Here is a 24,236-nt window from a genome sequence, read left to right as displayed (position 1 = left end):
AACGAATTGCACGAAAGCGCCAAAATATGTCAGCCGAGGTGGCGTTGCGTGTCGTCCCCGGACGACCTCTCCGACGGCGCTACACTGGCGCGATTGGCAGCAACCCGGCGCCTGTCAGCCGCGCGTCTGCGGCGGACCATTGCGCCAGGGCGCGGCTTTTGATGTTATCTCCCGGATTCGGGCGCGCAACCGACGTCCGGTGCATGGGGAGAACACGCACATGAAACATATCGCACTTGGCGCCGTCTCGGCACTCGCGCTGACCGGCGCAGCCGTGGCCGAAGAGGTCCGCGTCTACAACTGGTCCGACTACATCGACGAAAGCCTGCTGGCCAAATTCGAGGAAGAGACCGGCCTCGAGCTGATCTACGACGTGTTCGACAGCAACGAGCTGCTGGAGACCAAGATGCTCGCAGGCGGCTCGGGCTATGACGTCGTCGTGCCGACAGGCACGTTCCTGCAACGCCAGATCGCCGCCGGCGCCTTCCAAAAGCTCGACCCGTCGATGCTGCCGAACGCGGACAACCTCTGGGACATGATTCAGGCGCGGACCGAGCAGTACGACCCGGGCGGGGAGTACTCGATCAACTACATGTGGGGGACCACAGGCATCGGCTACAACGTCGGCAAGGTGACCGAGATCCTCGGTGAAGACGCACCCGTCGACAGCTGGGACCTCGTCTTTGACCCGGCCAACATGGAAAAGCTCGCCGAGTGCGGCGTCTACTTCCTCGACGCGCCCACAGAGATGATCCCGGCGGCCCTTAACTACATCGGCGAAGACCCCGACAGCCACGACCCGGACGTGATCGCCAAGACCGAAGCGGTGTTCGAGGCCGTCCGCCCTTACATCCGCAAGTTCCACAGCTCCGAATACATCACCGCGCTCGCCAACGGCGAGATCTGCGTGGCCGTGGGCTGGTCGGGCGACGTCTTCCAGGCGCAGTACACGGCCGCCGAGGCAGAGAACGGGAACGAGATCGACTACGCGATCCCGGTCGAGGGCGCGCAAATGTGGTTCGACCAGATGGCGATCCCCGCCGACGCGCCGAACCCGGAAGGTGCGCACAAGTTCATCAACTTCATCCTCGACGCGCAGAACTCGGCGGCGGCCACCAACTATGTCTGGTACGCCTCCGGCAACGAGGCCGCGCAGGAGTTCATCGACCCCGAGATCCTCGAATACCCCGCCGTCTACCCGGACGAGGCGACGCTCGAGAACCTCTTTACCACGACGCCCTACCCGGCGCGCGTTCAGCGCACGGTGACCCGTCTGTGGACCAAGGTGAAGTCCGGCACCTAATCGGCATAAGGTGAATTGATGGGGGGCGGGCGCAAGTTCGCCCCTTTTTCTGTGTCCGTGCCTCACTCCATGACGGCACCGAAGCAAGACCCACAACGTGACTTTGAACGCGACAACCGAGACGCGAGACCTGCGCCAGTCCAAGCTTGGCCTGCGTGGTGCGGCGCATATCCGTCGTCAGCCTGGCCTATGGACGGCCGTGCTCCTTGGAAAACCGCTCCGCCGCCCGCGCGACCGTGTCCCGATCTAGCGTGATACCCAGCCCCGGTTTGCCCGCGAGCGCCAGACGGCCTTTGACGGGCGCGACGTCCGGGCCTTCCAGCACGTTGTCCTGAAGCAGTTGCCACATGATCTGGTTGCCATCGTCGAGGTTCGGGATCGCCCGGCCCACGTGATGTTCGGCGACGGTGGTGATGCCGGTGGTCATGGACGAGTGGATGCAGAGCTTGAGCCCCGCCGCCTCCGCGATCCCGGCCGCCTTGATCATCGGACGCAGCCCGCCGATCTCGCGCGGACCCACCGCGATCATGTGCGCATGCCCTCCCTGCACGGCGCGGTAGACCTCGTTGAGGGTAAAGACCGACTGATCGGCGCCAATCGGGATCGGGCTTTGGCGCGTGACCTGACCGAGCGCCTCGAGCGAGGTCGAGGGCGTCGGCTGCTCGATATACTCCACATCGTAGGGCGCGAGCCGCGTGATCATCCGCAGCGCCAGCGCCGGGTCCCACGCCTCGTTTGCATCGAGCCGCAGGCGCGCATCACCGATCGCTGCGCGCACAGCCCTGGTGGCGGCGATGTCCCGGTCCGGGTCGATCCCGACCTTGAGGTAGATGATCGGATGGCCTGCCGCGACGGCGGCCTTGGCATCCGCCACCAGCGCCTCGATGCTCTCGCCTTGCAGGAAGTAAAAGTACCCGACGTGATCGCGCACCGCGCCACCCAAGAGGTCCCAGACCGGGCGCCCCACCGCCTGCCCCTGCAGGTCGAGCGCCGCCATGTCGAACCCCGCCATCAGCTGGTTGGCATAGCGCGGCATGTTCCCGCCAAAGACGAGGAAGGCGCCTTTGTATGCCTCCGCCATCACCCTTTGCGCCTCAAAGACCGAGCGCCCGACAAACCGCTGGCCAAGCTTGCGCAGGACCATCGCCTGCGCCGCGGCATCGGGCGCGGTGGTGGTCTCCCCGATCCCGACGGCACCGTCCTCGCCCAAGAGCTCGATCAGGTTCACGCAAAAGACATCCTCCACCCCCTGCGACCAGACATACGGCGTCTTGAGCGGCAGCATCATCGGGGTGACGCGGACTTCGGTGACGATCATGGCGCGGCTCCTTTTAGGTCCTGACCTTAAAGCAAGCGACCCGAAACCCAATGCACTTGAAACCGATGTGCACGCGCCGCCCGTTTTGCCAGAGGGAAACCTACGGTTTGACGGCCTGACGGTGCCTGTCAGGCGGGTGCTCTGAATTGAGCATCGTGTATCAGGTTTAGAGCTGACTGCCGCAGCGTCATCCGGCAGCGCCTCCACGTCAATGACGCGCTACACTGGCGTCCTTGGCGTTGTTGGTGCCGCGCGCCGCGGCTCCAGCACGACAATCAGAGCCGCAAGCGTGATGAGCACGCTCCCCAAAAGCCCCATCGGCCCCGGCACCTGTTCAAAGATCACCAGATCGATCAGCAGCGCCCAGATCAGCCCGGTGTAATCGAGCGGCGCAACCGCCGACGCGGGCGCACGCGCCAGACTCTCGGCAAAGAGCATCAGGTTGAGCGCCCCGAACACACCTGCCGTGACAAGCAGCAGAACGCCATATGTCCCCGGCCAGACCCAGTTGCCCCAGAGCACGCTCAGCCCAGTGACCCCGGCCACGATCACCGTGAACGACAGCGAGATCGAGATCGCTGTCTCCGTCGCGGACATGGCGCGGATGTTGATCTGGATGATCGCCACGAACACCGCGCCGCCCACGCCGGCCAGCGCCCCCCAGAACTGCAGCGCGCCCTCACCAAAGGACAGCCCGACGATCAGCACGACCCCGGCAAAGCCAACCACCAGACCGACCACAAGCCGGGCCGTCAGACGCTCATTGAGGCGCGCCATCGCGAGAGGCAGGACGAGGATCGGCGCAAGGTAGGCCAGCGTCTGCGCCTGCGACACCGGCAGTCGCGCAAACGAGATATAGGTCAGCACCATCGCGCAGCAGGCCAGAAGCCCGCGCACGAGATGCGGCCGCGCCCGGCGCGGGACAAGGTCCGCCGGACGCCGCATCGCCACACCGTAAAGCACGATCAGCGCCCCCGAGATCAGCGCCCGAAACGCCATGATCTGTCCCAGCGGCATCAGCTCGGCGGCGGTATGCACGCAGGCGCCCACGCCGACTGTCGCCGCCGCTCCGCCGATGCGGCACATCCTCGCGATCCGTACCTGATCCATCCCCGCAGGCTTGCCCGCAAAGCGCGCGAAAGGCGAGGGGCGATCTTCACACTGGCCCACGGCTACTGCCCATTCGGCCACCACTCCCGGCGCACACCGCGCTGGATCACTGCGAACCGCCTTCACAATCCCGGCGAATCCAGCAATCCTCGCTCCATGGTAAATGCCCTCGACTTCGCGCCCTGGACCGACCCGGACGCCGTGCCGCTCATCCGGTTCCAGAACGTCACCAAACGGTTCGGCGACTTCGTCGCCATCGACGACCTGACCATCGACATCTACGAGCGGGAGTTCTTTGCCCTCCTCGGGCCTTCCGGTTGTGGGAAGACGACGCTGATGCGCATGCTCGCCGGGTTCGAGACGCCCACGTCCGGCACCATCACCATCGGCGGGCAGGACATGGCGGACATCCCGGCCAACCAGCGCGCGGTGAACATGATGTTCCAGAGCTACGCGCTCTTCCCGCACCTGACCGTGTGGGAAAATATCGCCTTCGGCCTCCGCCGCGAGGGGCGGGACAAGGGCTTTATCGACGCCCGCGTCGAAGAGATGCTGCGTCTGGTTAAGCTCGACCGGTTCGCCCAGCGCAAGCCGCACCAGATCTCCGGCGGTCAGCGTCAGCGCGTGGCACTTGCCCGTAGCCTTGCCAAAGCGCCCAAGCTGCTGCTGCTCGACGAGCCGCTCGGCGCGCTCGACAAAAAACTGCGCCACGAGACCCAGTTTGAGCTGATGGAGATCCAGGAGACCACCGGCACGACATTTGTCATCGTGACCCACGACCAGGAGGAGGCGATGACCGTCGCCTCCCGCGTCGCGGTGATGGACGAGGGCAAGATCGTGCAGGTCGCCACGCCCGACGCGATCTACGAGACGCCGAACTCCACCTACGTCGCGGACTTCATCGGGGAGATCAACCTGATCCCCGGCACCGCCGCGCGCACCGCGCCCTTGCCGCCCGAAGCGCCCGCAACGCCGGCCGCCACCGAGCCGGAAACCCGCGCCAACGACAGCGCCTCGTGGCTGGTCAAGCGGCTCGGCCCGCTCTTTGGCTATGCCGAAGGCGAGACCGCGGGCGAGGCCGCGCCCCCGCCGCGCTTACCGCAGCCCGACGGCATGCAGATCACCTGGACCGACGGAGAAGCGCCCCTTGTGGTGTCGAACGCGCCCGAAGGGCTGGACGGGAAGCCCGTCACTCTGGCGATCCGTCCCGAAAAGATCACCGTGACCGCGGACAAGCCCGACCTGCCCAACGCCTACCAGGGCAAGGTGCTCGACATCGCCTACCTCGGTAACGTGTCCACGTACCACGTCGAACTCTCGACCGGCCTCGTGATCAAGGCGCAAACCGCCAACACCCGCCGCATCTCCGCCCGCGCCTTCACCTGGGAAGACACCGTCTGGGTCGGCTGGTCGGGCACCGCCGGCGTGGTGTTGCTGAAATGAGGGGGTTGTTTGACCGTCTTGGTCCGTCGGATCACGACGAGGTCCCGGATCAAGTCCGGGACGCGGCGTGCGTGCATCCCAACGCATGGGCCGGAAGAGTCATGCGAAACCTCGCCCCAAAGCGACCTTGTCAGAAGCCTGCGCCCACCGCCCCGGACCTGATCCGGGGCCTCAAGGCCAAGCTTGCCGCATCAAACGCAACATTCCGAGATCAAGTTCGGGGCGGGTTTGGTCTCGTATCCCGCGTCCCGGACTTGATCCGGGACCTTCCTGTCCGCGTCTGGGACCTCCGCTCCCACACCCCAAACAAGGCCCGCCCATGCGCCGCCTCTTGATCGCGATCCCCTACGTCTGGCTTTTGGCGCTGTTTCTGGTGCCGTTCCTGATCGTGCTCAAAATCTCGCTCAGCGATCCGGCCATCGCGATCCCGCCCTACACGCCCACCCTCGACCTCTCCGAAGGGTGGGCGTCCATCCGGGCCTTCTTCACCGGGCTCGATTTCGAGAATTACGTCTTTCTCACCGACGATGACCTCTACTGGAAGGCGTACCTCTCTTCCCTCCAGATCGCGGCCATCTCGACCCTCATCACGCTCTGCGTCGCCTACCCGATTGCCTACGCCATGGCCCGCGCGCCGCAGGAATGGCGCACGACGCTGCTGATGCTCGTGATCCTGCCGTTCTGGACCTCGTTCCTGATCCGCGTCTACGCTTGGATCGGCATCCTCTCGCAGCAGGGCTTTCTCAACCAGGCGCTCCTTTGGACCGGGATCATCTCCGAGCCGCTCACGATCCTGAACACCAACACCGCCGTCTACATCGGCATCGTCTATACGTACCTGCCGTTCATGATCCTGCCGATCTACGCCGCGCTCGAACGGATGGACGACAGCCTGATCGAGGCCGCCACCGACCTCGGCTGCACGCGCCTCACGGCCTTCTGGCTGGTCACGGTGCCCCTGTCGAAAAACGGCATCATCGCCGGCTGCTTTCTCGTCTTCATCCCGGTGATCGGCGAATTCGTGATCCCCTCGATCCTTGGAGGCTCCGGCACGCTGATGATCGGCAAGGTCCTCTGGGAGGAGTTCTTCAACAACCGCGACTGGCCCGTCGCCTCTGCCGTGGCCGTCATCCTCCTCCTGATCCTGATCATCCCCATCGTCCTTTTCCAAAGGAACGAGCAAAAGGCACGGGAGACGGACGGATGATCTTCATCTTCCCACAGGGCTCCGCCCGTTCACGCGCAAAACGCTCCACTGGAGCGTTTTCGAGACGCGCGCTCACTCCACCGCCAGAGGCTCCCGCACGCGCCACCAGCGCTGCCGCCACAGGCAAGGGAGCTGCCCGATGACGCGCTTTACCTGGTTCAACGCGACCTCGCTGACGCTTGGCTTTGCGTTCCTCTACCTGCCGATGGTGATCCTCATCATCTTCTCGTTCAACGCGTCCAACCTGGTGACGGTCTGGGCGGGCTTCTCGACCAAGTGGTACGGCGAGCTCTTCCAGAACGAAGCCTATCTCGACGCGGCCTGGGTCACGCTGCAGGTCGCGGTCCTCTCCTCGACCATCGCGACGGTGCTCGGCACGATGGCGGCGTACCTGCTTATCCGGGGCGGGCGGTTCGCAGGACGCACGCTCTTTTCCGGCATGATCTACGCGCCACTCGTGATGCCCGAAGTCATCACCGGCCTGTCGCTCCTCCTCCTCTTCATCGGGATCGGCCTCGACCGTGGCGTGCTGACGATCGTGCTCGCGCACACCACGTTCTCGATGTGCTTTGTGTCCGTCGTCGTCTCCTCGCGGCTGACTTCGTTCGACCGCTCGCTCGAGGAGGCTGCGCTCGATCTCGGATGCACGCCGTTCCAGGCGTTCCGGCTGGTGACTTTGCCGATCATTGCACCGGCGGTGATCTCGGGCTGGCTTCTGGCGTTCACCCTCTCGCTCGACGATCTGGTGATCGCCTCTTTCACCTCCGGCCCCAGCGCCACGACCCTCCCGATCAAGCTATTTTCCGCGATCCGTCTCGGCGTGACACCCGAGATCAATGCGCTTTCAACGCTGCTGATTGCGGTGGTGACGATCGGCGTGATCACCGCCTCGCTCATCTCGAAACGGCAGGCGGTGCTCCGCGCGCGGGACGAGGCGCAAGCCGCCCGCGCATGAGGCGCCCCTACCCGGAGCACGCCTATTCCGACGCGCCCCGAGCGCGCTGTGCATGGCCCGAGACCGTCGACACGCCGCTCGCATGGCCAAAGCTGACACAGGATCACCAGACCGACGTCGCCATCATCGGCGCAGGCGTCACGGGCGCCAACGCAGCGCTTGCGCTGGCAGAGCGCGGTCTGTCTGTCACCCTCCTCGACGCCCGCCATCCACTCTTCGGCGCATCCGGCCGCAACGGGGGATTTTGCTGTCTGGGTGGGGCGAAGGCGACCGACGCCGCGCTGCGCGCCCGCTTCGGAGAAGACCAGCGACGCGCCTATCGACGTGCCGAACGCGCCGCGGTCGATCATGTCGCGGACCTCGCGCAGCGGCTCTCGCTCGACATCGACCGGCACTCGGACGGTGAGACGATGCTTGCCCACAGCCCCCGCACCTGGGCGCAGATGCAATCCGAGGCGCAGGATCTGGCGCGTGACTACGACACCGAGGTGGACCTCACTCCGCGTGATGGACTGCGTCAATCGGGCCTGCACGGCCCATTCCACGGCGCGATGACCCTGCGTGTCGGCTTCGGCCTCAACCCGGCCAAGTACCTCGCCGGCCTTCTCACCGCCGCGCAAAAGGCGGGCGCGCAAGCCTTTGGCGACAGCCCCGTCACACATCTTGGCTGGACGCGGGACGGCTACACGCTGACCGCAAATGGCCACACAATCCGTGCCGGTAAGGTCGTGCTCGCGATGAACGGCTACGCACCGGACAGCCTGCTCTCCTGGCTTGCCGGGCGGTTCCTGCCCGCCCAATCGGCGGTGCTCGTGACCGCTCCGATCCCCGAGGCGCTGGCCCAGGAGGCTGGCTGGACGACGCGGCAGATGGCCTACACCTCGCGCGAGTTCCTGCACTATTTCCGGCGGATGCCAGACGGGCGCATGCTCTTTGGGATGCGCGGCTCTTTGCTGTCGAGCGTTGCTGCGGACCGCCGCGCCGAGGCCCGTCTGCGCCGCGCCTTTGCACGGATGTTCCCGGCCCTCGCCCAGCTCGGAACGCTGCATGTCTGGAGCGGCCTCGTCTGCCTGACCCGAGACCTCACGCCCTTCTGCGGCCCGGTCCCGGACCATCCCGGCCTCTTTGCCGCGTTCGGCTATCACGGAAACGGCGTGGCGATGGGCAGCTATTGCGGCGCGCTTCTCGCCGACCTGATCGCGGATGGACGCATGGACAAACCGACGTCGACCGTTCTGACCACCCCGCCGCCCCGCTTCCCCGGAGGCCGTTTCCGCCGGCACCTTTTGTGGCCAGCTTATGGGATACGCATGATGCAAGACGCGCTTTAATACACACTTGCTTAAGTCAAAGCACCCGCCTGACAGGCACTGTCAGGCCGCGCCGACCCACCCCGTCAAACCGTAGGTTTGCCTCCGGCAAAACGGGCGGCGCGATGCGCCACCCCCGGGACGGCGCGTGCACAGATGTTTTTTTGCATCGGCCCAACGGTCGACCCGTTAAATACTCCGCGCGCCCCGGCGCACCAACCACCCAAGCCCCGCAAACGCACCCAGCATCCCAAGCGCGACGCCAAAGTTGGTCCCGTAGAACACCGCCCGCTCGGCCAGCTCCAGGTTGTTGAGAAAGGGGTAGGGCAGCCCGCTCGTCACGCTCCCACTCGGAGAGACATTGAACCGCTGCACAAAGAGCTCCGCCCACAGGATATAAGCCGCGATGATCGCGCTCAGCGGCAGCACCGCGCGCCAGATCCGGCGAAAGACCTGCCCGATCAACAGCGCATCGACGATCTGCAGCGCCGGTCCCAGCGCGTGCAGATAGAATTCCTGCCACCAGACAATCGGCCTCCCGCCGTTCACCAGCCCCGGGTCGATCAGATAAAGCCGCCAGTACAGCACCGCGACCATTGCGTTCAGCACCGCCGCGCACATCGCCGTCACCTCGTGCGGGCGCTCACTGCGATGCTCCGACCGCGCCAGCATCCGCGAGGCCGCGAAAAAGCTCAGCAGCAGCGCCCAGATCGTCAGGTACCGAAACGGTCCTCCCGGCCCGCTCCACCCGACAAAAAGCACGTTGTAGACCGTGTACCCCGCCGCCAGCAGGAACACGGCCCAGCGGTACGCCAATACGGGCCGGGAGTGGATGCCGATCGTCATGCGCGTCAGCCTGACCGGCGCGCGCACACATGGCAAAGCAAACGCTGCGTCAGCGGCTTTAGAAGAGCAATCATTTCGCAGATGCGTGCCGACTGGCCTCAAGCGTCAGGGGTAAAGTAGTCGTCATCGACAGATTTGAGTACGTAGGTCTTGCGTGCGCGCACACCGACTTCGTGCTGGGCCATCAATTGGGCGAGACGATTTCCGTTTATCAAAACAATGCGTTGCTGGACGCGACTGATGTAATTTCGCGCCTCGCGCGAGTAGTCCGAAGTGGTCACGAACACGCCTTTTGTCGCACTCTCGCCGGTGAGAGAGCCGACAAACCGCTGGATATCAGGTCGTCCAACCTTGTTGGATGGATCATAACGTTTCGCTTGCACGTAGACTGCGTCCAAGCCCAGCGCGTCTTCGTTTATAATGCCGTCGATACCTCCATCGCCTGATCTTCCGATACGCAAACCGCTGGAGGCGTCCCCGCCGCCAAAGCCCATTTTCAGCAACAGGTCCACGATAAGCTGCTCGAAACGAAGCGGTGACAAAGCCAGCACTGCGGTGAGAAGTTCATCCTGCAACACGCGGTCCAGTTGCGACACTTGTTGCGATATGACGTCCTCTGGCGTGCTTGCTTCGGTGTCAGATGGGGTGGTCGTCAGGCCAAATGATGTGTCCTCTGAGGACGAGCTTACTTTGGACCTGTCCAGAAATTCGAGGAAATCCGGATAGGCTCGGAGCATCGCGTTGTCGATCTTTTCCGGGTTTCTCGCCAACAAGTCCCGACCTGCATCCGACAGTACGTAGTGGCCCCGTTTGAGGGGAAAAACGAGCCCTGCTTGGGACATGTAGTTGCGCGCCCAATGCGCTCGGTTCGCCATAATCGTTTGGCGCCCGCTCGGCAAAAGCTCGTCCGCCTCCTCGCTGGATAGACCGAACTCGGCGATCAGTTTAGGCAGACACTGGGGAATGGTCTGGTGGCCTGACGCCATGAGCTTCAAGACCGGCAGCATCAGCTCTTGATATGAGGGGTGCGGCATCTACCGAGATTGCTTTGAATTGAGCGACGCCACGCCCATCACGCTCAGCACTTTTGCCTCGATATCCTCGGCGTTGAGACCCGCGACGGTGTACATGTCGCGGGGGGAGGCTTGGTCGATGAACGTGTCCGGCAGCACCATCGAGCGGTAGGTGAGACCGGTGTCGAACACACCCGCCTCGGCCAGAAGCTGCGCGACGTGAGAGCCGAAGCCGCCGATCGCGCCTTCCTCGATGGTGATGAGTGCGTCGTGGTCAGCAGCGAGTGCCAGGATCATGTCGCGGTCGAGAGGTTTGGCAAAGCGGGCATCCGCCACCGTCGGCGTGATCCCCTTGGCGGCCAGCGCCTCGCAGGCGGTCTCAACCTCGTTGAGGCGCGTGCCGAAGGACAGGATCGCGACGCCCTTGCCCTCCCGGACGATGCGCCCCTTGCCGATCTCAAGCACTTGCCCACGCTCCGGCATGTCGACGCCGACACCCTCTCCCCGCGGATAGCGAAATGCGATGGGTCCATCGTCATAGGCTGCCGCCGTGGCAACCATGTGCTTGAGCTCGGCCTCGTCGGCGGCGGCCATCACAACCATGCCAGGCAGGTTCGCCATGTAGGCCACGTCAAACGCACCGGCATGGGTTGCGCCATCCGCGCCCACCAGCCCCGCCCGGTCGATGGCAAACCGCACTGGCAGCCGCTGGATCGCCACGTCGTGCACCACCTGGTCATACCCGCGCTGCAAGAATGTCGAGTACATCGCGCAAAAGGGCTTCATCCCGCCCGCCGCAAGACCCGCGGCAAAGGTCACCCCGTGCTGCTCGGCAATCCCCACGTCAAAGACGCGCGACGGGAAGCGCTCAGCCATCAGCCCGAGCCCCGTCCCGTCCGGCATCGCGGCGGTCACGGCGCAGACGCGGGAGTCTTCCGCAGCTTCTTGCACCAGCGCCTCGGCGAACACCTTGGTGTAGCTCGGCGCGTTCGACTTGGCCTTGGCCTGTTTGCCGGTGACGACGTCGAACTTGGACACGCCATGGCCCTTGTCGGCGGCGGTCTCGGCGGGCTTGTAGCCCTTCCCCTTTTTCGTGATCGCGTGGATCAGGATCGGCCCAGTCGCGCGCGCCTTGACCGTGCGCAGCACTGGCAAAAGCTGGTCGAGGTCATGCCCATCAATCGGCCCGAGATACGAGAACCCCAGCTGCTCGAAGAGCGTCCCGCCCACGGTCATCCCCTTGAGCATGTCCTTGGCGCGCTTCGCCCCCTCGCGGAAGGGTTCCGGCAAAAAGCTCACAGCGCCCTTGGCGGCGGCCTTGAGCTCCTGGAACGGCTCTTCGGCGTAGAGCCGGCTGAGGTACGAGGACAGCGCGCCCGTTGGAGGCGCAATCGACATCTCGTTGTCGTTGAGGATCACGATCAGGCGTTTGCCAAGGTGGCCGGCGTTGTTCATCGCCTCGAAGGCCATCCCCGCGCTCATCGAGCCGTCGCCGATGACTGCAATCGCATCCCCCAGCCCGCCGTCGCACTGGCCGCCCAGATCGCGCGCCACGGAGAACCCGAGCGCCGCCGAGATCGAGGTCGACGAATGCGCCGCGCCAAAGGGGTCGAACACGCTCTCGCTGCGCTTGGTAAACCCCGACAGCCCGCCCTTTTGACGCAGGGTGCGGATGCGGTTCCGCCGCCCGGTCAGCACCTTGTGCGGATAACACTGGTGCGAGACGTCCCAGATCAGCTTGTCCTTCGGCGTGTCAAAGACGGCATGCAGAGCCACCGTCAACTCGACCACGCCCAGCCCCGCGCCCAGATGTCCGCCCGTCTCCGACACGGCAGAAATCACCTCCGTCCGCAGCTCCCCTGTCAGCCGCTTGAGCTCGCTGTCCGTGAGGGACCTCAGGTCCGCAGGACTCTGCACCTTGTCGAGCAGCGGCGTGTCGGGGTGATGGGACATGGCGGGCTCCAGTCTTGAGCGCGGCGGGCCTGTCAGATGTGGTGGACAGCCCGGTGTCAGGATGTGCGGGAAATAACGAAACGCGCCAACGCGCGCAACGTTTCCGCGTCGGCTCCATATCCATCTAGCGCAGCGCAGGCCGTGTCCACGAGCTCGGCCGCGCGGCGTTTCGACCCGTCGACGCCGAGGAGGGAGACGAATGTCGCCTTGCCCGCATCCGCGTCCTTGCCGACGGCCTTGCCCACCTCTTCGGCGCTGCCCTCGACATCGAGCAGGTCGTCCGCGATCTGGAACGCCAGGCCAATCGCGCGCCCGTAGGTATCAAGCGCTGTCAGATCTTCGCCGGCCATCCGCGGCCCGGCAGTCGCAGACCAAAGGAGCAATGCGCCCGTCTTGCCGTCCTGCAATGTCGTGATCTCTTCGAGCGTCAGCGGCCGTCCCGCGCTCTCGGCAGCGATGTCCAGCATCTGACCGCCGACCATCCCGCGCCGGCCTGCCGCCTCCGCCATGCTCCGCACCATTGCAAGCGGTTCGGGCGCTTCGGCCAGCAGCTCGAATGTCAGCGTCTGCAGCGCATCCCCGGCCAGCACTGCGATGGCCTCGTCCCACTTGCGATGCACCGTCGGCTGGCCGCGCCGCAGGTCGTCATCGTCCATGCAGGGCAGGTCGTCATGCACTAGGGAGTAGGCGTGTAGCGCCTCGACCGCGCAGGCGGCATGTACCGCGTCCGCCTCGGCAATCCCGTGCAGCCGCGCCCCTTCGAGCACCAGGAACCCGCGCAGCCCCTTGCCGCCAACCATGGCGTAGCGCATCGCGTCCGCCAGATCGCCGGTCTCTCCGGCCAAAGCCTGATCCAGCCGCTCCTCGACGGCCCGTTGCGCCGCACCCAGCCCCGACTTGAGGTCAGCCGACATCAAGCGGCTCGGTCCCGGTCGGCTGCCCGTCCGCATCAAGCGTGATCGCGTGCACCTTCTCCTCGGCCCGCTTGAGCTCATCCGCGCAGCGCTTCTTCAAAGCCACCCCGCGCTCGTAGAGCGTCACCGACTGGTCCAGCGGTGCGTCGCCCCGCTCGAGCTGGCCCACGACCTGTTCGAGCTCGGCCATGGCCTGCTCGAACGACATCTGGTCTACCGGGGTGTCTGTCATGGGGCCTCCATCATCTCGATCACATGCACCCGGGCCGAGGCCGCAAGCGCCTGCAAGTCATAGCCGCCCTCCAGGCACGACACCACCCGCCCGTCACACAGCTCCCGCGCCAACGCGCACAGCTCGCGCGTGAGCCAGGCAAAGTCCTCCTCCACCCAGCGCAGCTGCGCCAGCGGGTCCGCCTCATGCGCGTCGAACCCGGCAGAGATCAGGATCAGCTCCGGCGCGAACGCCCGCAACCTCGGAAAGACCACCCGTTCGTAGACGCTCCGCATCGCTGCTCCGTCCGAACCCGGCGCCAAAGGCACGTTCAGGATCGTGTCATGCGGCCCCCGTTCTTCAGGATACCCCGTGCCGGGCCACAAAGGCATCTGCTGCGAAGTCACCACCAGCGCCCGCGGCTCGTCCCACAAAAGCGCCTGCGTGCCGTTGCCGTGATGCACGTCGAAGTCGACGACCGCCACGCGGCTCAAACCATGCGCCTCGAGCGCATGCCGCGCCGCCAAGGCCACGTTGCCAAAGATGCAGAACCCCATCGCCTTGTCCGCCTCGGCGTGATGTCCCGGAGGACGCGTCGCCACAAAGGCGTTCTGCACATCTCCTGCCAGCACCATGTCGACGCCCCTGAGCGCACCGCCAACGGCACGATAGACGGCCTCCAAAGACGTCGGACACAGAAACGTCTCCGCATCCGTGCCCTTGTCGAGCCCCGCAAACCCCGACGCGGGAACCGACCCCTCCACATGATCCACATGGCCCGCCGTGTGCAGCGCCAAAACCTCCGCCGGCCCGGCCTCAGGCGCGTCCACCCGCACCAGATCGAGGTCGTCCAGCGCGGCCAATACCGCCTTCAACCGGCCCACGCGCTCTGGCATGCCCTCAGGCGCCACATGCCCGTGACAGGCCTCATGCGTGATCAAAGCTGTCGCCATGCGCTCCTCTTCATCTTCCCGGATAAACTCCCCCCGGAGGGCCGGCTTGCCACCAATCCAGAGCCCGTGAATTGTGTACTGCCGTCACGGCTCCCGCGGTAAGGTGGGCATCTGCCCACCTTACGTGTCGACGGCAAGCATGTATCCCGCACCGCGCACCGTCTGCAGGTAGCGCGGCTGCTTGGGGTCTGCCTCGATCTTCCGGCGCAGCCGGGTGATCTGTACATCCACCGCACGCTCCTGCGCCTGCCCGCCGTCGCGGCCCAGACGCTCGACCAGATCGGCCCGCGCCAAAGGCTCGCCCACCTGCGCGGAAAAGATCTGCATCAGCTTCTGCTCCGTCGCCGTCAGCCGCAACTGCGTGTCGCCCTGCCAAACCTCTCCGCGCTGGGTGTCGTAGCGCACCGGGCCCAGCGTCAGAACCTTGGGGCTGACCGGCGCCGCCTCCGCATCCGGCACGCGCCGCAGGATCGCGTTGATCCGTAGCAGCAGTTCCTTCGGCTCGAAAGGTTTGGCCAGATAGTCGTCCGCGCCCGCCTCGAGACCCGCGATCCGGTCATCCGTCTCGCCCTTTGCTGTGAGCAGCAGGATCGGCGTCGTAAGCGTCTCCCGCAGGTGCTGCGTCAGCGTCACCCCGTCCTCGCCCGGCATCATCACGTCGAGCACGATCAGGTCGAACTCGAGCCCCGATAGCAGCCGCCGCGCATGCGCCGCGTCCCGCGCCGCGGACACGATGAACCCGTGCCGGATCAGGAACTTTTGCAAAAGCCCACGGATGCGCTCGTCGTCATCGACCACCAGCAGGTGCGGATCGGGGTCTGTCATCCTCTGCCCTCGCGCAGTTTGACGTAGTTGCGGCGCATCTCGGGGTCCATCATCGCCTCCAGCACTTGCCGGAACCCGGCCACTGCCTCCGGCCCCGCCGCGCGGTAGGCCGCTCGCATGCGCGCGCGCTGGGCGTCCGACAGCTCACGTTCGAGCGCCGCCCCCCCTTCGGTCAAGAACAAATGTCGCTCCCGCTTGTCCGCCCGCCCGACGCGGCTTTCCACCAGACCGTCCTCGATCAGCGTACGCAGCACCCGGTTGAGCGATTGTTTCGTCACGCCGAGAATGTTCAGCAGATTGTTGACCGTCGTGCCCGGCGCGCAATTGATGAAATGGATCGCCCGGTGATGCGCCCGCCCGTAGGACAGGCCCGCCAGGATGCGGTCCGGGTCGGCCGTGAACCCGCGATAGGCAAAGAACATCGCCTCGATCCCCTGCCTTAGCTGCTCGTCGGTGAGGAAGAGCAGCGCCTCGCCCCGCGCCGCACCTGTCCGGTCTGCCATGATCCCTCCCCACGTGCCGAGCGGGGACCTTTGCCACCCGCCGTCCTGCACGGTCTTCGCCATTTGCTCAGACTTAAAGCCTTGGCCGGACTTTAAGTCAGCCTTGTTGACATTCCAAGTCGTGAAAGGTATCGAATCGCAGTTTTGGCGCAACTTTATGTCCGGTGCGGACCTAAGCGGCGCAACATTCGCAAACGGAGAGAGACAATGGCGGGTGCATACGACGATCGCGAGGGCACGATCTGGCTGGACGGAGAGCTGGTGGACTGGCGCGCCGCGAACGTACACATTTTGACGCATGGCCTGCACTACGCCTCGTCCGTGTTCGAGGGCGAGCGCGCCTACAACGGCACCATCTTCGAAAGCGTCAAACACTCCGAGCGCCTCCACTTTTCCGGCAACGAGCTCGACATGCCGATCCCGTACTCCATCGACGAGATCGAAAAGGCCAAATACGACGTGCTCAAGGCCAACGGCTGGGATGACGCCTACATGCGCGTGATCGCCTGGCGAGGATCGGGCGAGGACATGGGCGTCTCGGCCGCGCGCAACACTGTGCGCATGGCCGTCGCGGCCTGGGAATGGGGCAGCTACTACGGCGATGCCAAGATGCAGGGCGCCAAGCTCGACATCTCCAAATGGAAACGCCCCTCGCCCGAGACCATCCCGTCCTTCGCCAAGGCGTCCGGCCTCTACATGATCTGCACCATGTCCAAGCACGAGGCAGAGGCCAAAGGCTGCTCGGACGCGCTGATGATGGACTACCGCGGCTACGTGGCCGAGGCGACCGGCGCCAACGTCTTCTTCGTCAAGGACGGCGAAGTGCACACACCCAAACCCGACTGCTTCCTCAACGGCATCACACGCCAGACCGTCGTCGGCATGCTCGAGGATCGCCAGATCAAGGTGCACGAGCGGCATATCATGCCGGAGGAACTGAGCAGCTTCGAGCAATGCTGGCTGACCGGCACCGCCGCCGAAGTAACACCCGTTGCCCAGATCGGCGAGCACACATTCGACGTCGGCGACATTTGCCGCGACATGACGACGAGCTACGACAAGCTGGTCCGCGCCTGATGCAGCGGAGGATGGGGGCTTTGCCCCCGCCGCCCTGAAGGGCGACTCCCCCAAGGTATTTTTGAACCAGAGAAGCTGGAGACCCGTCCCTGGCTTCTTCTGGCTGGAAATATCCCGGGGGGTTTGGGGGGCTGGCCCCCCAATTTGCCTGCTTCAGGATTTGTCGAGGCGTCGCTCGATGGCCTCGAGTCTCTTAAGCACCTCGTCCCGGTACGCGTCGGTGGTGGCGTTGCTTTCCTCGGCGTGGGCGTCCTGCATCGAGTTTACGATCAGACCGACCAGAAGGTTCACCACCGCGAAGGTCGTGACCATGATGAAGGGGACAAAGAACATCCAGGCATAGGTGTAGACCTCCATCACCGGGCGGACGATGCCCATGGACCAGCTCTCGAGCGTCATGATCTGAAAGAGCGAGTAGGCCGAGAGCGCGAGGCTGCCGAACCAGTCGGGAAAGCTGGCGCCGAAGAGTTTCGTCGCCATCACCGAGCCGATGTAGAAGATGATCGCCATCAGGAGGAACACGCTGCCCATGCCGGGCAGGGCGGTCACGAACCCTTCGACCACGCGTCGCAGGCTGGGCGCGGCGGAGATGACCCGCAGCACCCGCAGGATGCGCAGCGCGCGCAGCACCGAAAGCCCCTGCGAGGAGGGCACCAGCGACACGCCCACGATCACGAAGTCGAATAGGTTCCAGCCGCTGCGGAAGAACCGCGTGCCGTAGGCGGCGAGCTTGAGCAGGATTTCGATCACAAAGATCGACAGGCACACCCTGTCGAGCGCCAGGATCAGGCCGCTTGCCGCTGTCATGGCGGCCTCCGATGTCTCCAGCCCGAGGATGACCGCGTTAAAGAGGATCACGCCGATGATGGCGTTGCGCACCCAGGATTGTTCGAGAAAGGCCGCGATCCGTGCTTGCATGGCGTGTCTCCTATGGCCGATGTTCGCGGATATGGCCCGATCCCCTGGGTCACGCAAGAGCGCCCGCGCCGAATAGGCACCACGGGCCGTCGTCAGGTCAAAGCAGAGGCAACATGACAGTCACGGTTGAGCAAAGCGGCGACATCGCGCGGGTGACGATCGACAACCCGCCGGTGCACGCAATCTCGCACGCCGTCCGGGAGGGGCTGGTCGCCGCGATTGCGCGCACCGAGGCGATGGACGTTGTGGCCGTTGTCCTGCGCACAGCGGGCAAGACGTTCGTGGCCGGCGCCGACGTGCGCGAGTTCAACGCCCCGCCCCAGCCGCCGCACCTGCCGGGCGTCGTCACGGCGCTCGAAAGCGTGACGAAGCCTTGGGTTGCCGCGCTACACGGTGCAGCGCTGGGCGGTGGGCTCGAGCTGGCGCTGGGCTGTCACTACCGGGTTGCTTTGCACAGTGCGCGCATGGGCCTGCCGGAGGTCCTCTTGGGTCTGATCCCGGGCGCCGGCGGCACTGTGCGTCTGCCGCGTCTGGTGGGGGCGCATCAGGCGCTGTCCATGGCGACGTCCGGCCGGCACGTCCCGGCCACCGAGGCGTTGGAGACAGGTCTGATCGACCATCTCGTCGACGCGGATTTGGATGCCGCGGCGGAGCAATTTGCGAGGGCATGCGCTGCGCAACCTTTGCCGCTCTCTGTGCTGCAGCGCCCCTTGCCGGCGTGGGACGCCAATGGGTTCGAGGCAGAGGCGGAAAAGGTCGCGCGAAGGGCGCGGGGTCAGCTCTCTCCGGTTGCGGCGGCGGATGCGGTGCGCCGGGCGATGACCCTGCCCCCGGAGGAGGCGCTGGCCGCCGAGCGGAGCGCCTTCCTCACACTCAAGGACGACCCGCAGTCCAAGGCGCTGCGGCATATCTTTTTCGCCGAGCGCGCTGCGGGCAAGTCGTGGCTTACGCTCGATACGGCGCCGGCGCCGCACAGGCACATCGGCGTCGTCGGGGGTGGCAACATGGGTGCGGGGATCGCGGCGGCGTGCCTTTTGGCGGGATTGAAAGTCACTCTGGTCGAACGCGACGCGACCTCTGCCGCCGCAGGGCGGAAACGGGTCGAGAAAATCCTGCAAGGCAGCCTGAACCGCGGGAGGCTCTCCCCCGAGGATCACCCGCGCGTGCTGTCCAATTTCCAGAGCGCCGACGTCTTTGGCGCGCTGGCGCCCTGCGACCTGGTGATCGAGGCGGTGTTCGAGGACCTCGACGTCAAGGCCGAAGTCTTTGAGCGGCTGGACGCAGTGACTCGGCCTGATGCGGTGCTGGCGACGAACACATCGTACCTCGACATCGACGCGATTGCCGCATCCGTGCGCGAGCCGAGCCGGGTGATTGGGCTGCACTTCTTTTCGCCCGCGCATGTGATGAAGCTGCTCGAGCTGGTGCTGCCGGCCAAGGCGTCGGCCCAGGCGATCGCCACTGGCGTCGCGCTGGGCAAGCGACTGGGCAAGGTGACCGTGCCGGCGAAGGTCTGTGACGGGTTCATCGGCAACCGCATCCTCGCCGCGTACCGGCGCGAGGCCGAGCAAATGCTCGAGGACGGCGCCCTGCCGCAGGACGTGGACGGCGCGCTCAAGGCGTTCGGCTTTCCCATGGGGGTATTCGAGGTGCAGGACCTTTCCGGCCTCGACATCGCCTGGGCGATGCGCAAGCGCCGGTACGCCGAGGACCCCGAAGGCACGCCCCGGGCGCCCATCGCCGACGCGCTCTGCGAGCAGGGGAGGTTCGGGCGCAAGGCCGAGCGCGGTTGGTACAACTATGCTGCAGGGCGCGCCGACACCGATGCGGACGTGACCGCCCTGATCGAGCGCCACTCCGCGAGTAAGGGCATCCGCCGCCGCGCCATCCCGCCCGAAGAGATCATCGCCCGGCTCATCAACGTCATGCAGGTCGAGGGGCAGGCCATCCTCGACGAGGGCATCGCCGCAACCGCGGGAGACATCGACGTGGTGATGGTCAACGGCTACGGCTTTCCGCGTTGGCGCGGCGGGCCGATGTTCATGGTCGACGCCGCGCGCGCCGGCACCTCCACACGCTGAGGGGACCCGCCATGCTGCCACGCAAAGAGCTGTTTCACCTGCCCGAGGGGATGATCTACCTCGACGGCAATTCGCTGGGCCCCCTGCCGAAGGCGGTGCCGGAGCGCGTGGCGCGCACGGTCGAGGGCGAGTGGGGCGCACATCTGATCACCGGATGGAACGTGGACGACTGGATGGGTCAGCCAAGCTCCGTGGGGGATCGGGTGGGGCGGCTCATCGGCGCGCCCGCAGGCTCGGTCGTGCTGGGCGATACGCTCTCGATCAAAGTCTATCAGGCGCTTTCCGCCGCGCTCGAGATGGTGCCGGACCGCAAGGTGATCCTGTCGGACACGGGCAACTTTCCCACCGACCTCTACATGGCGGAGGGCCTGATCCGGCAGATCGGGCAGGGGCACGAGCTGCGTCTTGTAGCGCCGGAGGGGGTTGCGGGTGCGATCGACGAAGACGTCGCGGCGGTCCTGCTAACGCATGTGGACTACCGCACCGGGCGGATGCACGACATGTCCGCGCTCACGCAAAAAGCGCATGACGCGGGCGCCGTCATGATCTGGGACCTCGCCCATTCCGCAGGCGCCGTGCCTGTCGATCTCGCCGGTTGCAGCTGCGCCTTTGCCGTCGGGTGCACGTACAAGTACCTCAACGCCGGTCCCGGCGCGCCCGCCTTCATCTACGTCCGGCCCGACTTGCAGGAAGCAGTCTCTCCCGCCCTTTCGGGCTGGCTCGGGCACGACGCGCCTTTTGCCTTTGAGCAGAGCTACCGCCCCGGCGCAGGCATCGAGCGTATGCGCGTCGGTACGCCGCCGGTGTTGCAGATCGCCGCCCTCGATGCCGCCCTCGACGCTTGGGAGGGCGTGGACATGGCTGACGTGCGCGCCGCCTCTGTCGAGCTCAGCGAGGTCTTCATCGCGGAAGTCTCGGCCCGCTGTCCTCAGCTCACGTTGGCCAGCCCAACAGACCCCGCGCAACGCGGCAGCCAGGTCTCCTTCCATTTCGAGCAGGGCTACGCCGCGATGCAGGCTCTCATCGCGCGCGGCGTGATCGGAGATTTTCGCGCACCGGACATCATGCGGTTCGGCCTGACGCCGCTTTTTATCGATGAGGAAGACGTGCTTCGTGCGGTGGACATTTTGGAGGAGGTTTTGAGCAACCGTTTGTGGGATAGCCCGGAGTACCTGACGAAGAGCCGAGTGACGTGAGCTGTAAATCGAACATCCTTTAAACTGACGCACTCTCGCTCAAATCAAAGCACCCGCCTGACGGGAACCGTCAGGCCGCGCCGACCCGCCCCCATGGGGCGGCGCGATTGCGCCATCCCGCGGGTCGGCGCGTGAAATTCCGTTTCACTATTTTGACCAAAAGCGGACGATTCTAATGATCCCGTTGCGGCAGCGTCCCGTCGTCTTCCGCCAGCATCGCCGCCAGCCCGTCACGGTAGCCCGGGTAGGTCAACTCCACCCCCAACTCCTCGCGCATCCGGCTGTTCGAGACACGTTTCGACTCCGCGTAAAAGCTGCGCGCCATCGGCGTCATCTCCGCCTCTTCGAACGGCACGTCGGGCGGCACGTCCCGCCCCAGCAGCTCCGCCGCATGGGCGATCACGTCCTGCGGCGGCGCCGGGTCATGGTCGCACACGTTGTAGACCGCACCCGGGTTTGGATGCGCGATCGAGGCTGCCAGCACCTGCGCGATATCCTCCACATGGATGCGCGAGAACACCTGCCCTTCCTTGATGATCCGCCGCGCCGTGCCGTTGCGCACCTTGGCAAAGGGACCGCGCCCCGGGCCGTAAATCCCCGCGAGCCGAAAGATGTGCAGCGGCAGCCCCTCGATGGCCTGCCACGCGCGCTCCGTCTGCAGCCGCATCTTCCCGCGCTTGGTCGACGGCGTCAGCGGGCTCGTCTCGTCGACCCAGCCGCCCGCATGATCGCCGTAGACACCCGTCGTCGAAAGGTACCCCACCCAGGTCAGCCGCCCGGCCTGCTCCGCGATCAGATCGGCATAGTCGCGCAGCACCGGATCGCCGCCCTCCCCGGGCCCTGAGGAGATCAACAGATGCGTCGCACTCTTGATGTCGTCGCTCAAGTCCGCCCCCGGCCAGACCCGCATCGGCACGCCCGCACCCGCCACCTTGGCGGCGGACCGCGTGGTCCCGACGATATCCCAGTCATCCGAAAGCTGCCGCGCCAGCGCCCGCGCCGAATACCCGTGCCCGAAAGAAAGAAGCTTTTTCATACCCTTGTTCATGCCGGGCGCATCCGGCGCACGCAAGGCTTGATCCGCCCGCCGCCCCGGCGCAGGCTTGCAGGATGACACGATCGCCTGACCTTGACGCAGCCTACGCCCTCGACGGGGATGCCGACGCCCGGCAACTCTATGCCGACTGGGCGGAGAGCTACGACGCAACCTTTGTGCAGGCGATGGACTTCCGCATTCCGTACCACGTGCGCGATCTCTGCCTCGAACACAGCGCGCAGGGCCCGCTCCTCGACATCGGCGCAGGCACTGGCATCGTCGGAGAGCTCCTAAGCGCAGCCGGCCTCACCCCCGTCGACGCGCTCGACCTCTCGCCCGAAATGCTCGCCGTGGCCGAGGCCAAGAACGTCTACCGCAACTTGATCGCGGCAGACGTGACAAGGCCCATCCCTCTGGCATCCGACTACCAGACCATCGTCAGCTCCGGCACGTTCACCCACGGCCACGTTGGCCCCTCGGCGCTGACGCACCTCCTGGACGTGGCTGCACCGGGTGCGCTCTTTGTCCTGTCGATCAACGCCGAACACTACGCCGCCCATGGCTTTGACGCCGCCCTCGCGGCCCTCCCGATCACGGACCTCGAGACCCGCGACGTGCCGATCTATGGCCCCGGCGCCACCGGCCCGCACCGCGGCGACCTCACGCGCATGACCATCTTCCGCAAAGCCGCCTAGGCGCCCGACAAACCTCAGACCGCAGCGTCAGTCGGCGTAGTCCGACCCCTCGCTGTCGAGGATCGCCTTGAGCTCTGCCAGATGCCGGATGTCCTGCTCGGGGTAGCTCTCGATTTCATCGGCCGTCTTCGCCGCGATCTCGTCCGGCAGGATGCTCAGTGGCTGCCCGGTCTGCAGCGCCCGCACATAGACCTCGCAAGCCCGCTCGAAAAAGTACATCCGGTTGAACGTCTGCGCGACCGTGTCGCCGATCACCATGATCCCGTGATTGCCCATGATCATGACGAACTTCTTCGGATCGTCGAACAGCTGCGCACAGCGCGCGCCCTCCTCCTCGAAGGCAAGCCCGCCATAACTGTCGTCCACCACCTGCCGGCCGTAGAACATCGCCGCGTTCTGATCGAGCGGCGGCAGCACCTTGTCCTGTAAACAGGCCAGCACCGTCGCGTGGATCGAATGGATATGCATCGCACAGCGCGCATGGGCGCAGTGCCTGTGCATCCCGCCATGCAGCCCCCAGGCCGTCGGGTCCGGCGCATTCGGCCCCTGCAAAGTCTCGGGATCGTTGGCATCCACCACGATCATGTCCGACGCCCGGATGCGCGAGAAATGCACCTGGTTGGGGTTCATCAAAAACCGCGAGCCATCCTCGTTGATCGACAGGGAAAAGTGGTTCGACACCCCCTCGTGCATGTCGAGCCGCGCGGTCCAGCGAAACGCGGCCGCCAAGTCCACCCGCTCCTGCCAATGCTCCATGTTCGGCTGCAACTGCGTCACGCTCATCTCTAATCCTCCTCTACCGCTCCCACCCGACCACGAATCCCCCATACCCTTCAAACAGAAACCCGTCCCCTGCTTCTCTGGTTTTCAAATACCTTTCGGGGTTTGGGGGCAAGGCCCCCAAGAAATCTATCTACAGCGGCCGACTCGGCACCCAAGCATACCCCACATCATCGAGGATATAAGCCTCCCGCAGCCCATGCGGCTTGTCGGTCGGTGGCTGCAGGATCATCGCATCGACCTCCGCCGCCCGCCGCACCGCCGCGTCGGGATCGGTGTGAAAGAGCCTCAGCTCCGCCCCCGCCCCACGCGCCCCTGCTTCAGGCAACACCGACAAAAGCGGATTGGACATGTACGTCCCATCACTGTGCAGCTGCAAAATATGCCCGTGATACGTCAGGATCGCAAAGTCCTTCGACACCCTGTGCGCCTCCATCTCGAAGACATGGGCCAAGAACGCGACCTCGGCCTCCACATCGCGCACCAGCAGGTTCACGCCGAACCCGGTAAGGTGGGCACCAAACACCTCGGGGGGCACTGTCTCGAAATCCATGTTGTGTGAAACTCCCATGACGATGGCGCAGCCTCG

General features: G+C 65.4%; 23 protein-coding genes. 9 read left to right on the top strand and 14 right to left on the bottom strand.

What is annotated here, in order from left to right; all coding sequences use genetic code 11:
• Positions 1-220 precede the first annotated feature (220 nt).
• Positions 221-1,303 (top strand): polyamine ABC transporter substrate-binding protein, encoded by a 1,083-nt coding sequence (locus ACU0B3_RS10205; RefSeq protein WP_446260750.1) that lies wholly within the window; start codon positions 221-223, stop codon positions 1,301-1,303.
• 187 nt (positions 1,304-1,490) lie between these two features.
• On the opposite strand, the gene ACU0B3_RS10200 is transcribed toward ACU0B3_RS10205, so the two are convergent.
• On the bottom strand, positions 1,491-2,621 hold the full coding sequence (locus ACU0B3_RS10200; RefSeq protein ID WP_446260749.1) for a mandelate racemase/muconate lactonizing enzyme family protein: 1,131 nt from the start codon (positions 2,619-2,621) through the stop codon (positions 1,491-1,493).
• A 219-nt stretch (positions 2,622-2,840) separates the two neighbouring features.
• Positions 2,841-3,707, bottom strand: a complete 867-nt coding sequence (locus ACU0B3_RS10195) for a DMT family transporter (protein ID WP_446260748.1) — start codon at positions 3,705-3,707, stop codon at positions 2,841-2,843.
• A 180-nt stretch (positions 3,708-3,887) separates the two neighbouring features.
• Between ACU0B3_RS10195 and ACU0B3_RS10190 the strand changes: the two genes are divergently transcribed.
• The 4 genes from ACU0B3_RS10190 to ACU0B3_RS10175 all read left to right on the top strand — a co-directional run bounded on the left by ACU0B3_RS10190 (position 3,888) and on the right by ACU0B3_RS10175 (position 8,667).
• Positions 3,888-5,174, top strand: a complete 1,287-nt coding sequence (locus tag ACU0B3_RS10190) for an ABC transporter ATP-binding protein (RefSeq protein WP_446260747.1) — start codon at positions 3,888-3,890, stop codon at positions 5,172-5,174.
• A gap of 319 nt (positions 5,175-5,493) precedes the next feature.
• Positions 5,494-6,381, top strand: coding sequence for an ABC transporter permease subunit (locus tag ACU0B3_RS10185; RefSeq protein WP_446260746.1), 888 nt, complete (start codon positions 5,494-5,496; stop codon positions 6,379-6,381).
• 139 nt (positions 6,382-6,520) lie between these two features.
• A complete protein-coding gene (locus tag ACU0B3_RS10180) occupies positions 6,521-7,336 on the top strand; it encodes an ABC transporter permease (protein ID WP_446260745.1) in 816 nt (271 codons plus the stop codon).
• The gene (locus ACU0B3_RS10175; RefSeq protein WP_446260744.1) at positions 7,333-8,667 is read left to right on the top strand and encodes an NAD(P)/FAD-dependent oxidoreductase; all 1,335 of its coding nucleotides are present in this window, start codon (positions 7,333-7,335) and stop codon (positions 8,665-8,667) included. Before ACU0B3_RS10180 ends, ACU0B3_RS10175 begins: the two co-directional genes overlap by 4 nt.
• A gap of 168 nt (positions 8,668-8,835) precedes the next feature.
• Here the strand turns inward: ACU0B3_RS10175 and ACU0B3_RS10170 are convergent, their stop codons facing one another.
• The 8 genes from ACU0B3_RS10170 to ACU0B3_RS10135 form a co-directional block, all read right to left on the bottom strand.
• Entirely contained in the window at positions 8,836-9,492 is a 657-nt protein-coding gene (locus ACU0B3_RS10170) for a hypothetical protein (RefSeq protein ID WP_446260743.1), read from the bottom strand.
• Between the two features lie 98 nt (positions 9,493-9,590).
• Positions 9,591-10,526, bottom strand: a complete 936-nt coding sequence (locus ACU0B3_RS10165; RefSeq protein ID WP_446260742.1) for a restriction endonuclease — start codon at positions 10,524-10,526, stop codon at positions 9,591-9,593.
• A complete protein-coding gene (gene dxs / locus ACU0B3_RS10160; protein WP_446260741.1) occupies positions 10,527-12,458 on the bottom strand; it encodes a 1-deoxy-D-xylulose-5-phosphate synthase in 1,932 nt (643 codons plus the stop codon). It abuts the gene before it with no gap.
• A gap of 56 nt (positions 12,459-12,514) precedes the next feature.
• Positions 12,515-13,372: a polyprenyl synthetase family protein gene (locus ACU0B3_RS10155; protein WP_446260740.1), complete on the bottom strand. Its 858-nt coding sequence runs from the start codon at positions 13,370-13,372 to the stop codon at positions 12,515-12,517.
• Positions 13,362-13,604, bottom strand: a complete 243-nt coding sequence (locus tag ACU0B3_RS10150) for an exodeoxyribonuclease VII small subunit (RefSeq protein ID WP_446260739.1) — start codon at positions 13,602-13,604, stop codon at positions 13,362-13,364. Before ACU0B3_RS10150 ends, ACU0B3_RS10155 begins: the two co-directional genes overlap by 11 nt.
• Positions 13,601-14,536, bottom strand: coding sequence for a histone deacetylase family protein (locus tag ACU0B3_RS10145; protein WP_446260738.1), 936 nt, complete (start codon positions 14,534-14,536; stop codon positions 13,601-13,603). The genes ACU0B3_RS10150 and ACU0B3_RS10145 overlap by 4 nt, the downstream gene beginning before the upstream one ends.
• 120 nt (positions 14,537-14,656) lie before the next feature.
• Positions 14,657-15,361: a response regulator gene (locus ACU0B3_RS10140; RefSeq protein WP_446260737.1), complete on the bottom strand. Its 705-nt coding sequence runs from the start codon at positions 15,359-15,361 to the stop codon at positions 14,657-14,659.
• Positions 15,358-15,864 (bottom strand): MarR family winged helix-turn-helix transcriptional regulator, encoded by a 507-nt coding sequence (locus ACU0B3_RS10135; protein WP_446260736.1) that lies wholly within the window; start codon positions 15,862-15,864, stop codon positions 15,358-15,360. The genes ACU0B3_RS10140 and ACU0B3_RS10135 overlap by 4 nt, the downstream gene beginning before the upstream one ends.
• A gap of 207 nt (positions 15,865-16,071) precedes the next feature.
• Here ACU0B3_RS10135 and ACU0B3_RS10130 point away from each other — a divergent pair, with 207 nt between their 5' ends.
• Positions 16,072-16,941, top strand: coding sequence for a branched-chain amino acid aminotransferase (locus ACU0B3_RS10130; protein WP_446260735.1), 870 nt, complete (start codon positions 16,072-16,074; stop codon positions 16,939-16,941).
• 153 nt (positions 16,942-17,094) lie between these two features.
• Here ACU0B3_RS10130 and ACU0B3_RS10125 read toward each other — a convergent pair whose 3' ends face one another.
• Complete coding sequence (locus ACU0B3_RS10125; protein ID WP_446260734.1) at positions 17,095-17,859, bottom strand: ion transporter; 765 nt, start codon at positions 17,857-17,859, stop codon at positions 17,095-17,097.
• Positions 17,860-17,972: 113 nt separating this feature from the next.
• Here ACU0B3_RS10125 and ACU0B3_RS10120 point away from each other — a divergent pair, with 113 nt between their 5' ends.
• Together ACU0B3_RS10120 and kynU are read left to right on the top strand one after the other, a co-directional pair.
• The gene (locus tag ACU0B3_RS10120; protein WP_446260733.1) at positions 17,973-19,940 is read left to right on the top strand and encodes a 3-hydroxyacyl-CoA dehydrogenase NAD-binding domain-containing protein; all 1,968 of its coding nucleotides are present in this window, start codon (positions 17,973-17,975) and stop codon (positions 19,938-19,940) included.
• Positions 19,941-19,951: 11 nt separating this feature from the next.
• Entirely contained in the window at positions 19,952-21,136 is a 1,185-nt protein-coding gene (gene kynU, locus ACU0B3_RS10115) for a kynureninase (RefSeq protein WP_446260732.1), read from the top strand.
• Between the two features lie 172 nt (positions 21,137-21,308).
• Here the strand turns inward: kynU and ACU0B3_RS10110 are convergent, their stop codons facing one another.
• Positions 21,309-22,172: an SDR family oxidoreductase gene (locus ACU0B3_RS10110; protein ID WP_446260731.1), complete on the bottom strand. Its 864-nt coding sequence runs from the start codon at positions 22,170-22,172 to the stop codon at positions 21,309-21,311.
• A gap of 74 nt (positions 22,173-22,246) precedes the next feature.
• Here ACU0B3_RS10110 and ACU0B3_RS10105 point away from each other — a divergent pair, with 74 nt between their 5' ends.
• Positions 22,247-22,867 carry a class I SAM-dependent DNA methyltransferase gene (locus ACU0B3_RS10105; protein WP_446260730.1) on the top strand — a complete coding sequence of 207 codons (621 nt, stop codon included), beginning with the start codon at positions 22,247-22,249 and terminating at the stop codon, positions 22,865-22,867.
• 27 nt (positions 22,868-22,894) lie between these two features.
• Here the strand turns inward: ACU0B3_RS10105 and ACU0B3_RS10100 are convergent, their stop codons facing one another.
• Complete coding sequence (locus tag ACU0B3_RS10100) at positions 22,895-23,650, bottom strand: class II aldolase and adducin N-terminal domain-containing protein (protein ID WP_446260729.1); 756 nt, start codon at positions 23,648-23,650, stop codon at positions 22,895-22,897.
• Between the two features lie 130 nt (positions 23,651-23,780).
• Positions 23,781-24,200, bottom strand: a complete 420-nt coding sequence (locus tag ACU0B3_RS10095) for a VOC family protein (protein ID WP_446260728.1) — start codon at positions 24,198-24,200, stop codon at positions 23,781-23,783.
• Positions 24,201-24,236 lie beyond the last annotated feature (36 nt).

The organism is Pseudaestuariivita sp., assembly GCF_052825805.1.
This window is presented reverse-complemented; position numbering and strand designations above follow the sequence as displayed.